The organism is Plantactinospora sp. CNZ321 (assembly GCF_004217235.1).
Genome location: NZ_SHKQ01000001.1, coordinates 5,053,737 through 5,069,673 on the forward strand (window position 1 = coordinate 5,053,737; position 15,937 = coordinate 5,069,673).

At 72.4% G+C, this 15,937-nt stretch carries 10 protein-coding genes; 8 read left to right on the forward strand and 2 right to left on the reverse strand.

Annotation, left to right across the window (positions count from 1 at the left end):
* Nucleotides 1-117 precede the first annotated feature (117 nt).
* From EV371_RS21870 to EV371_RS21885, 4 genes are read left to right on the forward strand one after another with little or no spacing between them, the layout of a single operon-like run.
* A complete protein-coding gene (locus EV371_RS21870) occupies nt 118-3,159 on the forward strand; it encodes a DUF11 domain-containing protein (RefSeq protein WP_130463704.1) in 3,042 nt (1,013 codons plus the stop codon).
* A 20-nt stretch (nt 3,160-3,179) separates the two neighbouring features.
* Nucleotides 3,180-3,863, forward strand: a complete 684-nt coding sequence (locus tag EV371_RS21875; protein ID WP_130463705.1) for a Pvc16 family protein — start codon at nt 3,180-3,182, stop codon at nt 3,861-3,863.
* Nucleotides 3,860-6,010, forward strand: a complete 2,151-nt coding sequence (locus tag EV371_RS21880) for an ATP-binding protein (protein WP_486484744.1) — start codon at nt 3,860-3,862, stop codon at nt 6,008-6,010. Before EV371_RS21875 ends, EV371_RS21880 begins: the two co-directional genes overlap by 4 nt.
* Nucleotides 6,011-8,452 (forward strand): eCIS core domain-containing protein, encoded by a 2,442-nt coding sequence (locus tag EV371_RS21885; protein ID WP_130463706.1) that lies wholly within the window; start codon nt 6,011-6,013, stop codon nt 8,450-8,452.
* A 420-nt stretch (nt 8,453-8,872) separates the two neighbouring features.
* Here EV371_RS21885 and EV371_RS21890 read toward each other — a convergent pair whose 3' ends face one another.
* Entirely contained in the window at nt 8,873-10,261 is a 1,389-nt protein-coding gene (locus EV371_RS21890) for an IS1380 family transposase (protein WP_165436649.1), read from the reverse strand.
* A gap of 154 nt (nt 10,262-10,415) precedes the next feature.
* A complete protein-coding gene (locus tag EV371_RS21895; protein WP_130463707.1) occupies nt 10,416-11,360 on the reverse strand; it encodes an alpha/beta hydrolase fold domain-containing protein in 945 nt (314 codons plus the stop codon).
* A gap of 240 nt (nt 11,361-11,600) precedes the next feature.
* Here EV371_RS21895 and EV371_RS21900 point away from each other — a divergent pair, with 240 nt between their 5' ends.
* The 4 genes from EV371_RS21900 (at nt 11,601) to EV371_RS33520 (ending at nt 14,389) form a co-directional block, all read left to right on the forward strand.
* The gene (locus tag EV371_RS21900) at nt 11,601-13,148 is read left to right on the forward strand and encodes a phage tail sheath subtilisin-like domain-containing protein (RefSeq protein ID WP_130463708.1); all 1,548 of its coding nucleotides are present in this window, start codon (nt 11,601-11,603) and stop codon (nt 13,146-13,148) included.
* A 62-nt stretch (nt 13,149-13,210) separates the two neighbouring features.
* Entirely contained in the window at nt 13,211-13,654 is a 444-nt protein-coding gene (locus EV371_RS21905; RefSeq protein ID WP_130463709.1) for a phage tail protein, read from the forward strand.
* 109 nt (nt 13,655-13,763) lie between these two features.
* Complete coding sequence (locus tag EV371_RS21910) at nt 13,764-14,234, forward strand: zinc-ribbon domain-containing protein (RefSeq protein WP_130463710.1); 471 nt, start codon at nt 13,764-13,766, stop codon at nt 14,232-14,234.
* Nucleotides 14,231-14,389 carry a DUF6760 family protein gene (locus EV371_RS33520; RefSeq protein WP_165436801.1) on the forward strand — a complete coding sequence of 53 codons (159 nt, stop codon included), beginning with the start codon at nt 14,231-14,233 and terminating at the stop codon, nt 14,387-14,389. The genes EV371_RS21910 and EV371_RS33520 overlap by 4 nt, the downstream gene beginning before the upstream one ends.
* Nucleotides 14,390-15,937 lie beyond the last annotated feature (1,548 nt).

The window sequence follows — 15,937 nt, forward strand, 5'->3', positions numbered from 1 at the left end:
CACCGTTGCCCCCGACTCTGCCTTCCGGTCCGCACCGGTCGGCCGGAGACCGTCGGACGATGGTGGTGGCTGGCCCGCTGGTCACCTCCATCCCACCGCACGCCCGATGAGGTCCACTTGCGACGTCCGATCGGATTCCCCGCCGTACTGACCGTGCTGGCCGTGCTGCTCGTCGGCGCGCTGCCGCCCGTCGCCGGCTTCGTCGGCCAGGGCCGGGCCGCGTCCGCGCCGGCTCCGACGGCAGCGCCCGGCCCGGCGCCGAACCCTGCGGTGAGTCAGCGGATCGCGTACGCCGGCACCGGGCACCGCAGCCTCGGAATCGTTCGGGGTACGGGATCAGCGGCGACTGCGGCGCCTCTCTTCGAGTCCGGGCCCGACCATTTCGACGACGAGGTTTCGGCTCGCGGGTCGGCGATGACCTGGGTAAGTCGACGCGACGAACGCACCACCGAGGTGTACCTGCGCCGGGGCACGGCCCCGGTGCTCCGGGTCACCCGGAACTCGACCGACGAGTCCCGGCCGGTGCTCTCCCCGGACGGTGCGCGGATCGCGTACAGCTCGCCGGCCGGCCGGGACGACGGCGGGCACGACATCTACGTGGTCGACATCGACGGCGGCGGCAGCCGACGGGTAACCGACGGGACCGGCGACAACACCTGGCCGACCTGGGCACCGGACGGCAACACGCTGGCCTTCGCCGGTCGGCGCGGCGGCGACGCGCTTCCGCAGATCCACCGGGTGCCCGTCGACGGCGGGCCGATCACCAGGGTCACCGCCGAACCCACCGGGGCCGCCGAACCGGCATGGGACCCGAACCCGACGCACCGACGCATCGCCTTCACCGTCGGTCCGGCCGAGCCACATCCCGAGGTGTGGCTCGCCGCGCCGGACGGCGCCGGCCGGGTCCGGATGCTGCGGCCCGGCTGGCAGGCCCGGGAGCCGGCGTGGACGGCCGACGGGGCGACCGTGGCGTTCGTGAGTCGTACCCTGCCGGACGGCGAAACGGTCGGGAGCGTCGACCGGATCTACTCGGTGCTGGTCCGGGAGGATCCGTGCGCGTGCGTGGTGGTGCCGCGGCTCGCCGAGGACCGCGACGTCAGCCATCCCACCTGGTATGCCGCCCCGGGCGCGGGCACCGAATCGCTGCTGGTCGCCCGGACCAGCGCCCCGGACCGGACCACCGCCACCCTGCAGGACATCCGTCCGGACGGGGTGGATCCCCGCGACCTGCGCGTGCCGGTGCTGCGCGAGGATCCCGGGGCCACCACCGACTCCCGACTACTCTGGGAGCCGGTCGACGGCGATCCGTGGTTCGAGCGGCAGGCGTACTCGCCCGACGGGCAGCGGATCGCGGTCAGCCGGTTCGAGACGGTCGACGGCGTCCGGACCGAACGGATCTGGATCGTGGACGCCGACGGCGGCGGGCCACGGCCGCTGCCGATCGCCGGGCGGGCGCGCGGTGATCGAGAGACGGACCCGGCCTGGTCGCCGGACGGCACCCGGCTCGCGCTGGTCCGCAGCTCGCCCGGTGACGGGCCCGAGGCGCCGCGCACACCTTCCCGGATCGAGGTGGTCGACGTCGACACCGGGCGGCGGCTGCTGGACCTGCCGGTCCCGGACGCCCTGGCCGGACTCGACGACACCCAGCCGGCCTGGTCGCCCGACGGCACCCGGCTGGCCTTCACCCGGGGCACCTACCGGGGCGACGTGTCGACCCACATCTGGACCGCCAACGCCACGGACGGGCTCGACCAGGCGGACCTGACCGCCGCGATCTGCGGCAGCGGCTGCCCGGTCGTCGACGACAGCGCCGCCTTCTCCCCGGACGGCACCCGGCTGGTCTTCAACCGGGAAGCCGACGGACTGGTCCTGGTCGACCTGGACGGCAACCGGTGCCGGCTGGTGCTGCCCGGCGGCGGTTCCTGCGCCGTTGCGGTGCCGGACCGCGAGGACGGTCCGCACCAGCCGCGGGACGTCGCCTGGTCGCCGGACGGCGAGCGGCTCGCCTTCTCGGCGCGGCGGGCCGAGGACAACAACTCGCCCGAGGCGCTGTGGAGCTACGACCTCGGCGACGGCAGCGTCCGGCCGCTGACCGGGCACCTGCCGGGACGGCAGAAGGAACCGAGTTGGCAGCGCCGCTTCGACATCGCCACCGCCGTGTCGGCACCCGCGCCCGGCACCACGGTGGGCGGCCGGACCTCGCTGCGGCTCGCCGTCACCGACCAGGGGCCGACGCCCGCCGACGACGTCCGGGGCAGCCTCGACGTTCCGCCCGGGCTCTCCGTGACCGGCCTCGACACCCCGGTCGGCGAGTGCGTACTCGCCACCCTGAGCTGCGCGCTGGGCCGCCTCGGCGTGGGGCGCACCGTCGAGATCGGGGTCGACCTGGTGGGCACCGCCCCGGGTGACTTCGCACTGAACTGGTCGGTCGAGGCCGACCCGATCGACACGGATCCGTCGGACAACCGCGCGGCGACCACGGTACGGGTCGTTCCCGCGCCGCCGGGCAGCCCGGCCGACCCGGCGTTGACCCTCTCCCTCGACCCGCAGCCGGGGTACGTCGGCGGCACCGTCACCGTCAGGTACACGGTGCGCAACGCGGGCGGGACAACCGCGACCGGTCTGCGGGTCCGGCCCGGACTGCCCGGCGGGGTACCGGTCGGCGGGGCCCTGTCCAGCTGCCCGACCGACGGCTGCCCGGTGCCGGACCTCGCCCCGGGCGCCGCCGCCACCGTCACCGGAACGCTCGCCCCGGGCACGGCGCTGCGCACGACCGTCCAGGGCACCGTCAGCACCACCGGCGGCAACGCCGACCCGGACAACGACACCGCGCGCGGGCCGCTGCGGGTGCTCGCGCCACGGATCGTGGCGGTGCCGCCGATCGGGCCGCCCGGGTTCGTCGCCTCGATCCGGGGCGTGGACTTTCCGCCCGGCCGGCCGCTGCGGCTCTCCTGGGACCTTGGGATCACCGCCGCCGCCCCGCCGGTGCGGCCGGCGGCCGACGGCAGTTTCACGGCCCAGTTGCTGGTGCTGCCGAAGGACCGGCTGGGCGGCCGGCAGGCGGTGGCCACCGGCACCGGATTCCGTCCGGTACGCACACCGTTCCTGGTGGTGTTGCCGGCCCAGCAACCACCCGGACTGCTGCACCGGCGTTGGTGACGAGAAATGGGGGCGGACGCGTGATACACGAAATCGACGAGGGACTGCGCGGTCTGGTCGTGGACGAGATGCTGGCGGACACCGGGGTGGACGTGTCGTTCGACCCGCCCACCCGGCAGTGGGCTGCCCGGCGCAACGCGCCGACGGTGAACCTGTTTCTCTACGACATCCGGGAGGACCGGTCGCGGAACTTCCAGGGTCGGATCGCCGAGCGCGACGCCGCGGACCGGACGGTTGCCTGGCACGAGTCGCCGCACTTCTTCGCGCTGTCCTACCTGGTCACCGTCTGGACCAATCGGCCCACGGACGAGCACCGGCTACTCGCCGCACTGCTGGCCGGGCTGGTCCGGTACGACGAACTGCCGGCCGCACGGCTGACCGGCTCGCTGGCGGCGCTGCGCCTGGCGGTGCCGATGGCGGTCGCCGCGCCACCCGGCGAGGGGCGGGCGCTGGCCGACGTGTGGACCGCGCTCGGTGGAGAACTCAAACCCTCGTTGGACCTGGTGGTCGTCGCACCGGTGTCGACCCGCCGGATCGTGGCCGCGCCGCCGGTGCGGGAACGGATGGTCCTGGTCAGCGACACCGCCGGGCGCCTGGCGAGCCTTCGCAGCCGCACCGCCGCACCGCGCCGCCGGGACGACGACCGGGACGGGGCGGAGCGGGTCGGTGCCGGTCCGGGCGCCGGACAGGACGACCGGCGGTGAGCGACGCGGACGGCATGGCGTACCTGTGGGACCGGCTCGGGCTGGTCGCGGCCCGGGTGGATCGACTGGTCGCCGAACGCCGCCGGGACGATCCCCGGCCGGACGACCCGTTCCGGGGCCTGTACCTCGCGGCGGACGACGTCGACCGTCTGCTGGCCCGGTCGCCCGGACCGGAGCCGGTGGATCCGGCCGAGGCGCGGGCGCGGGCAGCGGCGGAGGAACGGGCGGACCGGGCCACCGAAGCCGGGACCGAGCCGAGGCTGCGGCGGTTGGCAGACGCCTTCGGGCTCACCGGACTGGACGTGGAGGTGCTGCTCGTCGCGATGCTCCCCGACGTCGAACCCCGGTACGAGCGGCTCTACGGCTACCTCAACGACGACGTCAGCCGGCGCCGGGCGACCGTGGGGCTGGTCCTGGAGTTGTGCGGAAGACCGCCGGGCGACGCCGCCGGCCGGTCCCGGTTCACCGGATCCGCGCCGCTGGTCGCCGACGGGCTGCTGCTGGTCGAGCAGCCGGATCAGCCGTACCTGTCCCGTTCACTGCGGGTGCCCGACCGGGTGGCCGCGCACCTGCTCGGCGACGACACCCTGGACGCCCGGCTGGCCGGAGTGTCCTGGCCGGCGGAGGACCACGCCGCCGTGGAACCGCCCGGCGGCGTGCCGGACGGGTCGGAGCGGAGCCGGACCGCCGAGCGGCTCGGCGCCGCGCTGCGCTCCGGGGTGCGCCTGGGCTACCTGCGGGAGCGCCCTGGCGGCGCCGCCGAAGACCTGGCCGTGACGGCGCTGGTCCGGGCCGGCTGGTCGGTGCTCCGGCTCGACCTGGAGGCGCTGGCCGCCGACCCCGCCCCCGCCGAGGCGCTGGCCACGACGGTACGGGAGGCCCGACTGCGTGGTGCCGGCCTGGTCGCCGGCCCGGTGCAGGCGCTCGATCCGGTCGGGCGGCCGGAGCACGCCCGGCTGCTGCGCCGGGTCGCCGACCAGCCGGTGCCGGTGCTGCTCACCGGGTCGGCCGAGTGGGATCCACACTGGACGTGGCGGGCACCGCTGCTGGTCACCGCCCCGCCGCTGGACGAGCGGGGCCGGGCCCGGCTGTGGCGAACGGCCGGTGGGGCACGGGACGCGGACCGCCCCGCCGGTTGGTTCGAGGGCGTGGACCCGGCGCGCGAGTTGGCGCCGTACCTGCTCGGCCCGGACCAGGTGCGGCGGGCCGCGCAGGCCGCCGACCAGCTGGCCCTCTTCGCCGGCGCCGACCGGGTCGACTCCGGCCACCTGCGCGCCGGGGTACGCGGGCAGAACGCCGGCGGCCTGGCCCGGCTGGCCCGGCGGATCGAACCCGGCGTCGGCTGGGCCGACCTGGTGCTCCCCGGTCCGGTCCACGACCAGCTGCGCGAGCTGGCACTCCGGGTGCGGTACCGGGACCGGGTGCTGGGCCACTGGCGGATGCGCCCCGGCGGCGGGCGGGGCCGGGGCGTGCTGGCGCTGTTCGCCGGCGACTCCGGCACCGGCAAGACCATGTCGGCGGAGGTGGTCGCCGCCGACCTCGGTCTGGACCTGTACGTCGTGGACCTCTCCACGGTCGTGGACAAGTACGTCGGCCAGACGGAGAAGAACCTCGAACGGATCTTCACCGAGGCGGCCGGGATCAACGGCCTGCTCCTGTTCGACGAGGCGGACGCGATCTTCGGCAAGCGGTCCGAGGTCAACGACGCGCACGACCGCTATGCCAACCTGGAGAGCGCCTACCTGCTGCAACGGATGGAGTCCTTCGACGGCGTCGCGGTGCTGACCACGAACCTGCGGGCCAACCTGGACGAGGCGTTCACCCGGCGACTCGACCTGATCGTCGACTTCGCGATGCCGGACGCGGCGCAGCGGCGGGCGCTCTGGGACCACTGCCTCGGCACCGAACTGCCCCGCGACGATGACCTGGACCTGGATTTCTGCGCCGGCAACTTCGAGTTGTCCGGTGGCAGCATCCGGGCTTGCGTGGTGACCGCGGCTTACCTGGCGGCGGAGGCGGGTCGACCGGTACGGATGGCGGACCTGGTCGGCGCGGTGCAGCGGGAGTACCGCAAGCTCGGCCGGCTGCTGCTGGAGAGCGAGTTCGGCGGGCACCGACCGCGCGGGGAGCCCCTACACGTCCTCTGAATGAGCAGCTTCCAGCAGCGGCTCCGCTCGAATGTCCTCGTCGGTGCCGACGCCATCCCCGGGCTGGCACAACGCTTCCTCGTCGAGGTCTTGCGAGATCACTTCGTTGCCCGGTTGGCCGGCCTCCGGGCAACAGGCGTTGCCCTTAAGGCTCTTATGGACTGGTCGAATCCGGAGGAAAATCTGATGGGTGCCTGTTCACCGAGCTGGGGAGGGTCCATGCACGCGCACGATCAACCCGGTGCACGGCAGCGCCCGACCCCACCGGGGCGGACTGTGCACCGTGCCGACGTCGATCGACTTTCCCCCGCCCACCCGGCGGATCCGGGTCGGCTGCTGGCGTTGCAGCGGTTGGCCGGTAACTCCGCGGTCGGACGGCTCGTCGCGTCGTGGACGGGCGGCAGCGTGCAGCGGGACCAAAGCCATGATCCGGCCGCCGATGCGACTCGGGCCTCGGTGGATGCCGTCGTGCGCAGTGCGGGTGAGCCGCTGGCGCCGGCCGTGCGGGCCGACATGGAGGCGGTGACCGGCCACGATCAGTCTGCGGTCCGCATCCACCGGGACGCCGCGGCGCACCATGCCGCAAAGTCGTTGGGGGCAAACGCGTTCACCACCGGTACGCACATCGCGTTCCAGCAAGGGCGCTACGATCCCACGTCCGGCGAGGGACGCCGGATGCTGCGGCACGAACTGGAGCACGTCAACCAGCAAAGCCGCGGTTCGGTGGAAGGCACCGACATGGGCAACGGTATATCGGTCAGCCATCCCTCGGACCGCCACGAGCGGGCCGCGGTAAAGGCAGCTGATTCGATGCCCGCTCAACGCGTTGTGGACAGGACTGCGCCGGCTACCGAGCCGGCGGTGCCAGCCCAACGGATCGCCGTCCAGCGCGATGTCGGCTTCGAGTTCGAGGCTGGTGGTAATGAAACGAGCACATCGGTGTACAACACTCCGATCACAACCGCTGATTTAGCAGGAGTGGGGGACATCCCGACATACGATAATCCACCGTCGTCTTCTTCTTCCGATGCCCTGCCTACCGATGCCGAGTTAGGACCACTGGGGGACGTTCCGCCACCGGCCCGACAGGGGCCCCCGCCCCGCGGCCGTACGACCCAGTTCGAGCCGCGTCATCCCCCTGCCGAGCATGACCGGATGCGCGCCCTACGCAAGCACGAGAGAATCCTGACGGGGCAGGGCTTCCACGTCGAGGCCGATGAGTCGTTGGCTGGCTCCGATCTGGAGTTCGTGGTTGGGCACGTGCCCGAAACCGACGCCGGGCGGGAACAGCTGGTGCAAGTCATGAACAACATCCTGGCCATCGCCAATCTCCTGGTTCCCGAGGGCATCCATCGGGCAACCGACGTGGCTGTGGGCGGTACCACGGCCGCATCCTTCACCGGTGGTTACGCGGTGGTGGGCCGCGTCGGGCAGCTAGGGGCGAAGCCACAGGTCACGGCCGGTCTGCGGCTTGACCGGCTGGATGAGCTGATGGGCTACATCGCCAATCCCGTACCGTCCGGGCAACCCGCCCCCACCGTGGCGTCCGCTGCCAACGCGCAGCAGCGCGCTTTCGTCGACCTGAACAGCATGGACGACATTAACCGGATCATGAATAAGACCGTCGCGCACACCGCCGCCGCGATCGCAAGCCTCCGTGCCCGGCCAGACGTTCCGAACGATTTCGGCAGCCCAGAGTTGCGTGGTCTGCTCAATCTGGTGGTGTCCTACCTCATCGAGGCCGGGCGAGGGGTCTCGATGCCGTTCGCGAAGTCGATCGCGCCGATGCTCGCCCGCACCGACCTGGCAGAGATCTTCAAAACCCTGCCGCCGGCCGAGAAGACATTCCTCAGCGCGGAGTACGGCCAGGAATTCGTCGACCTTGTGTTCAGTGGAGGTCGCATCGGCGGGGGTCCCGACGAGCCGGTCATCAAGGGCGGCATCAGCCAGGCCAACCGGCCGGCAAGAGCCTTCGACCACGTCACCAGGGACCTTTGGCTCCGCGAGCTCACGGACTCCACCGACATCCTTTCTCCCCATGGCTACCAGGAAATCTTCCCGGAGCCCGAAGTCGGACAGGCCAGGTACACTGATCTTGAGTCGATGGGGGCATTCGGTGAACGGATGGATCGGGTCGGGCCCTCGGCGGATCTACGTGCCCCGATCCTGGAACTACGCAGAATGCGCGACCTCGCACACGTCGCCGAATGGCCGACGGTGGCGCTGGCTGTCTTTGATTTGGTCAGGGCGCTCAACGCCAACGAGGCGCTGAACTACGACCCGAGCTACGTGGCGCCCCCAGCACCCGCGCCGAGCGCCCCGTCGGGCCCCCCATCAGGCCCCCCGACCGGTGGCCCCGCACCGGGTCATGACAGCGACCCGCCACCCAAGACGGGCAAGCGGCAACGCTTCAAGGAATCGTGGAAGAAGAGATTCGGATAAGCCCGCGTCAGCGGCGCAGCGTGACTGAGGCGGCTCGCTTCGCCTCTCGCCCAAGGGCCGGCGAATGTTCGGGAGCCGAACTGCCGAGGGTGGATGCCGCTTTCGGGTAAGGGAACACCCCGGGCGTTCCGGCCCGGGGTGTTGCCATACTCGCGATCAGCGCGGCGACGTCCCGCAGGAACGCCTGCCCAACGGCCGACTCGAAGGTCAAACCGGACCCGGTTGAAGGGACTGCTGCTCAGCCTCGATCCACCGACGCAGTTGTCGTCGAACGCTGGTTGATCATTTCGGTGTTGAGTGACTTTCGGCCGTGTGGAAGCGGCCGACCACGGCGTTCGGCTTGCTCCGGGCTCGGCTGTGGGGGTGGGGCAGGGGTTGTGGCCTGTGGTCGGGCCGCCGGTTTCGGTTGATGTGGCGTGGTCAGCTGGGTGCTGGGTGGACGGCGGTGAACAGGTTGTCGAACCCGGCTTGCCAGGGCCAGTGTTCGGGGAGGTGCAGGTGGACGCGGCGGGCTCGGTGGGCGAGCCGGGCGGCGACGGTGATGATTCGGGTGCGGATGGTGGCGGGCCGGGCGGTCGCGCAGGCGCTGCCGGCGAGGTGTCCGGTGGCACGGGTGAGGTTGTGTGCGATCGCGGCGCAGGTCAGCCAGGCGTCGTTGGCGGCGAACCGACCCGACGGGAGGTGCGCCAGCGGGCCGGCGATCAGGTCGGCGTTGACCTGCTCGATGATGGCGTGGCCGCGGTGTTGGGCCTCGGCTTGGACCAGGGTGAACGGGCTGTCGGTGAGTACCGCGTGATACCGGTAGGTCGGCACCAGTTCTTCCTGGCCGGGGATCTGTGCCGGGTCGTCGCGGCGGATCCGGCGCACGATCAGCCGGGCGGTCACCTGGTGCCGGGTGCCCGCGAAGGCGGTGTAGGTGGTTTCGGCGATCTGCGCGTCGGAGATCCACCGCCCGGCGTTTTCGTCCCAGACGGCCTGCGGGTACTTGATGTCGGCCCACTGCCCTTCGGTGATGCTGTCGCACGCGGTGCGGATCTTCGCGTCGATCCGGGTGGTGACCGAGAACCTGACGTTACGGCGTCGGCATGTGTCGATCACGGTCTTGGCGTAGAACGCCGAGTCCGCTCGCACGACGATCTCCCCTGATGCCCCGCAGGCCCGGGCGGTGGTGATCGTTTCGGCGATCATGCTCGCGGCGCCCCGGGCTGAGCCGGCGTTGCCCGAACGCAGCCGGGTAGCAGCGATCACCGGCGCTGACAGCGGTGTGGAGACGGTGGCGACGAGAGGGTTGTAGCCGCGCAGGTAGACGTTGTAGCCGCCGATCTTCGCGTGGCCGAACCCGATGCCCTGCTTCTGCTTGCCGTAGACCCGCCGCAGCATCGAGTCGATATCCACAAAGGTCAGCACGTCGGCGCCGGCGAGGATCGGCGCCCGCCCGGCCAGGCCGATCAGGGTGCCACGGGCGGCGGCCTGCAGCTGCCGCACGTGTCCGTGCGTGAAGGTGCGTAGGAACGACCCGAGTGTCGACGGGGCGTACACGCTGGTGAACAGCGACCGCATGCCACCGTGTCGGGCGATGTCGAGGTCGTCGATGCTGTCCGCGCCCGCGAGCATCCCGGCCACGATCGTGGCGACCTTCCCCGCAGGATTGGCGCCCTTGTCCGTCGGCAGCCGGACCCGGTCGGTGACCGCGTCGTGCAGACCCGCCTGCTGGGCCAGGCGCATCACCGGAACGAGGCCGGCACACGACACCAGATTCGGATCATCGAACGTCGCGCGCACCACCGGCGCGTCATGGCGTAGTCTCACCTGCGAGGTGCCCTTTCGAGCCAGACGATAGAAGCTTCGCAACTCCTATCCTTCCAGCTCAGAGGGCACCTTCTATCTTCGGGGCACCACCAACCCAGCATTCATCGGTGGATCGAGGCTCAGGCAATGCCGGCGGCCACGACGCGAATCAGGCTCAGGCCACCCTCAGTGCCCGCTTGAGGAAGATGACCGCCTGGGTGATGGCCGCCTCGGCCGCCTCGGTGCCGCGCAGCCCGTCGAGCATCACGAAGTCGTGGACGATGCCCTGGTACCGGGTCGCCGAGACCGGGACCCCGGCCGCCCGCAGCCGGTGGGCGTACGCCTCGCCCTCGTCGCGGAGCACGTCGGCCTCGGCCGTGATCACGAGTGCCGGCGGCAGCCCGGCGAGCTGCCCGAGATCCGCCCGCAGCGGCGAGGCGGTCACCTCGGCCCGGACCGCCTCGTCCGGCGCGTACTGGTCCCAGTACCAGCGCATCGTGTCGCGGCGCAGATGGAAGCCCTCGGCAAAGGTGCGGTACGACGGGGTCTCGAACCGCGCGTCGGTAACCGGGTAGAAGAGCACCTGCCCGACCGGTCTCGGGCCGGCGTGCCGCTTCGCCAGCAGGGTCACCGCGGCGGCCAGGTTGGCGCCCACCGAGTCGCCGGCCACGACCACCAGTTGGCCGTCGAGGTCCGCCGCCCCGGACCCGGCGAGCCAGCACAGCACCGCGTAGCACTCCTGCACCGCCAGCGGATAACGCGCCTCGGGCGAGAGGCTGTAGTGCGGAAAGACCACCGCCGCGCCGGTGCCGACGGCCAGCTCCCGGATCAGCCGGTCGTGGGTGTGGCAGTCGCCGAAGACCCAACCGGCGCCGTGCAGGTAGAGGATCACCGGCAACCGGCCGATGGCGCCCGCCGGCCGGACGATCCGGATCGGCACCGCACGGGCCGGATCCGCACCTACGGTCCGATCCTCCAGATCCGCGTCGGGCCTGGCGAGGTTTCCGGACTGGAGTTCGGCGAGGAACCGCCGGCCCCGCTCCGGGCCCAACTGGTGCAGGTACGGCGGGCTCGCGGTCGCCTCGACGAACCGCCGGGCGGCGGGCTCCAGCACGATCATCCGAGCACTCCGGGAATCCGGGCCGCGAGCGCGGCGGGAAAGGCCGAGGTGTCCCTCGGGTACGCGGAGTCTTCCGGCACCGGTCCACACAGACATCCGCCATTTGACGGTGCCCGCCCGGAACTGCCCCATCGGGTAGCAACGGCTTCCCCCGTGCCCGCCCGTCGGGTCGTGGTTCCCGGTCCCGCACCGCCACAGACTGTTCCCACGGATCGCTGTCGTGCCCGAGGGAGTCTGTCCATGCCGTCGTACCTGTCACCCGGGGTGTACGTGGAGGAGGTGCCGAGCGGCTCACGCCCGATCGAGGGGGTGGGTACCGCCGTCGCCGCCTTCGTGGGCTTCGCCGCCAGGGGTCCGTTCAACACCGCGACCCTGGTGACCAACTGGAGCCAGTTCGTCCAGACGTTCGGAGAGATGGTCGAAGACGCCTATCTGGCCCACGCGGTGTACGGCTACTTCGCCAACGGTGGCGGCGCCTGCTACGTGGTCCGGGTCGGTGCCCCGGACGCGCCGAACGGCGGGAGCGCGGCGGAGCGGACGCTCACCGGGCCGCCGGTGCCGCTCGGCACCTTCACCGTCCGGGCGCTGCCCGACTCCGGCGACACCGGCGACCTCACCGTGGAGGTGGCCGACATCGAGGGTGACTCCGTGCCGGAGGACCGGTTCAGGCTGGTGGTTCGGCAGGGTCGCACGGAACGGGAGACGTTCGACGTCTCCGCGAAGCGGAACACCAAGGCGTACGTGGTCAACCAGGTACGGGAGCGGTCGCGGCTGATCGCAGTCGAGGAGGCGGCACCGGCGAACGCGCTGGCCCGGCCGGAGAAGCAGTCGGTGGCCGTACCGCCGGCACCGGCCGACGGCACCGGCCTGCCCGCCCGGGTCTCCGCCGACGACTACGTCGGCGACCCGGATGCCCGGACCGGCTTCGGCGGGCTGGAGGTGATCGACGAGATCACCATGGTCGCGGTGCCCGATCTGATGAGCGCGTACCAGCAGGGGCGGATCGGCCTCGACGACGTCAAGGCGGTCCAGTTGGCGGTCGTCTCGCATTGCGAGCAGTTGGGCGACCGGATGGCGATCCTCGATCCGCCGCCGGAGCTGACCGCACGCCAGGTGCTGACCTGGCGGCAGCAGGAGGCGGGATACGACTCGCGGTTCGCCGCCCTCTACTACCCGTGGATCAAGGTGTTCGACCCGACGAGCGGGCAGCACCGGTTCCTCCCGCCGAGCGGACACGTTGCCGGGCTGTGGTCGCGCACTGACGCGGAGCGCGGGGTCCACAAGGCACCCGCGAACGACGTGCTCCGGGGGGTGGTCGAGGTGCAGAACACGGTGACGAAGGGCGAGCAGGACCTGCTCAACCCGGTGGGGGTGAACTGCATCCGCGCCTTCCCGGGCCGGGGAATCCGGGTGTGGGGTGCCCGGACTCTCTCCTCGGACCCCTCCTGGCGCTACATCAACGTCCGCCGGCTGTTCAACTACCTTGAGGAGTCGATCCTGCTCGGTACCCAGTGGGCGGTCTTCGAACCGAACGACGAACGGCTCTGGGGCACGATCCGGCGCAACATCGCCGCGTTTCTCACCGAGGAGTGGCGCGGCGGGGCGCTGTTCGGCGGCACCGCCGCCGAGGCCTTCTACGTCAAGTGCGACCGGGAGACCAACCCGCCGGAGTCCGTCGACCGCGGTCGGGTGGTCTGCGAGGTCGGGGTCTCCCCGGTGAAGCCGGCCGAGTTCGTCGTCTTCCGGCTGTCCCAGTACTCCGACAGCAGCAGCCTCGTCTCGGAATGACCCAAAGGACATTTTCCACGGTGGACAGCAGTGCGGCGACAGGGAGAGGACGGTAGCCAGCGATGGCGGAGACGGGCGACACCTTCGTAACCCACCGGTTCCAGGTGGAGCTGGGCAAGGCCCGCGTCGAGTCGGTGCAGGAGGTCAGCGGCCTCACCGTGGAGCTCGACGCGATCGAGGTCACCCAGGTCACCCCGACCGGGGAGTACATCCTCCGCAAGATACCCGGGGCGCGGAAGGGCGGCGAGGTGACCATCACCCGCGGCCTGGACAAGAGCAGCGCGTTCACCGAGTGGATCAAGGACACCTACGAGAAGGGCGCGATCAACACCGCCCGACAGAACATCAGCGTGATCATCGTGGACGCCGAGAACGCGGAGCAGCGCCGGTGGGACCTGACCAACGCCTGGGTGAGCCGGTGGGAGGGCCCCAGCCTGCGGGCCGGCGACACGTCCCCGGCCACCGAGAAGATCACGATCGTCTTCGAGGGCATCACCAGCTCCTGAGGCGACGGAGGTCCGTGACGTCCCCCGGTGCACCCGCACCGACTATCTGAAGGGAGGCAGCGGCGTTCCTCCCCGGCCCCGGCGGCCGGGTCCGCACGCCGCGAGGTCGATGAGGCGACGTACCGTTTCGCACACCGCCCTGGACGAGCCGCCGGACGGCGCGGACGCCGTCCCGGCGGTCGTCTCCACCGCCCCGTCCGGGCCGCCCAGGCTGCAGACCGAGTTCAACTTCGAGCTTCCCCGGGGGTACGTCGACGAGACGGGCACCGTGCACCGCAACGGCACCATGCGGCTGGCCACCGCCCGCGACGAACTCGCCCCGCTGGTCGACCTGAGAGTCAAGGACAATCCCGCGTACCTGTCGGTCGTGCTGCTCAGCATGGTCATCACCCGGCTGGGCACGGTCACCGAGATACGGGCCGAGCAGGTGGAACGGTTGTTCGCCTCGGACCTGGCCTTCCTGCAGGACTTCTACCGGCGGATCAACGCGGAGGGGCACAGTCGCGCGGCGGTCACCTGCCCGCACTGCGCATCAGGCTTCGAGGTGGACCTCGCCGGTGGTCGCCCGGGGGAATCGTGACGTACGCGACCGACCGGCTCTACGAGGAGGTCGCGTACGTCGCCTACCACTTCCACTGGTCCCGGGACGAGATTCTCGACCTGCGCCACGACGAACGGCGGCGCTACGTCACGGAGATCGCCGCCATCAACACCCGCGTCAACGAAGGCCGGTGATCAGCAATGGGCGTACGCGACCTGCTCCGGCGGTGGCGCGGACCGACCGGGTCCAGGGTGGACCAGACACCGACACCGACACCGGCACCGGCCGCCGGTCCGGGGCGAGGACCCACCGATCCAGGCTGGCGGGGTGTGCCGTCGATGGCCGGTCTGCTCACCGGTGCCGAGATGCCGCTCAGCGACCCGGTCGGGTTCCGGTGCCGGCTGGCCACCTGGCAGAACCCCGCCCTCCGGAGTCCGCTGGCGCACCTGGTCAGCCCCGACGCGCCCGGAGGGCTGGCGTACGACCTGCTCCGTCCGCTGCCACCGGCACCAGCGGCACCGCCACCGGCGGCGCGGGCCCGGCGGGTCCCGCCGGTGCGCCGCCGGCCCGACCCGGGGTCGCCGTCCCCGGCTCCCGGTGAACCGCCCGAGTCCGACGCCGGTCCGACGGCCGAGGTCGGAGGTGCACCCCTGACCGGTGCCGCCACGACGCCGACCGCCGGGGCGACGCCGGTACGCCCCTCTCCGGCTCGTCGGACCGGCACGCCGCTGACGGTCGCCCGGGTCGCCGCTGCGCCTCGGCGACTTCCGGCTGTCTTGCCCGAGGCCACCGGTCGTCCCCTCCGGCCGCCGGCCTCCGCCGCCCGGCCCGGTGCGGACCGCACTGGCTTCCCCGCGAACACCGGCAATTCCGGCAACGCCTCGTCGGCGCCCTCCCGAGCGACGTCCCAGAGCAGCAGGTCGCCCGCCGCCCCGGTCTCCCCCGCGCCGCCTCCGTTTTCTCCCGTCACCCCGCCCTCGCCCGGGCCCGGCACGGCCACCCCGCCCCCGGTCGTCGCCGCTCCGGCCGGGCCGACCGGGCGAGGCGAGGTGCCCGACGCACCGGGTGGCGCGCCCGCGCCGGTCTCACGGCCCCACCGAACCGGCGCCTCGGCGCCCCGGCTCGGTCTCGGCGAACCCATCGTGTTGCCGGCCCCCGACCCGTCCGCTCCGGCCACGGTGCCGACGGTGCTCCGGCCGGCCGCGAGCCGGTCCATGCCCCGGTCGACGCGTCCGGAACCCGGTGCCGAGACGTCCGGCAGCCCCGGGACACCACTACAACGGTCCAGTGTGGAGCGGGGTCGCGGCCCGTCGACCGCCGGCACGTCGGAGGGGAGCGGGACGGCACCGGTTAACCACCCCGGCGCCCCCGCAAACCCGGGTGGTCCCACCGTCCCCGCCCACGGCCCGGTCCCGCTGGTCCGTCCCGGCACACCCGGCCCCGGCGGTACGACGCCGCACCCCGGCCCGACCGCCCCCGGCCCGACCGCCGGAGCGGGATCCGCCGGCCCTGGCGGCGAACCGTCCCCGGGTGTCCCGACGGGCCCGGGCGCTCCGCCCGCTCACCGGCCAGGCCCGCCGTCCGGGCCGCGCGTCGGCCTCGGTGCCCCGCTCGGCCCGGAGGTCCAGCCCCGGCTCGTGATCCGGCCCCGACCGCCGGTCACCCCCGGCCCCGCCCGGATCGACCCGCCCCGGCCGTCCGCCGACCCGCCCAGCCCTCCCGCCACCGCGCCCGAGCCGCCG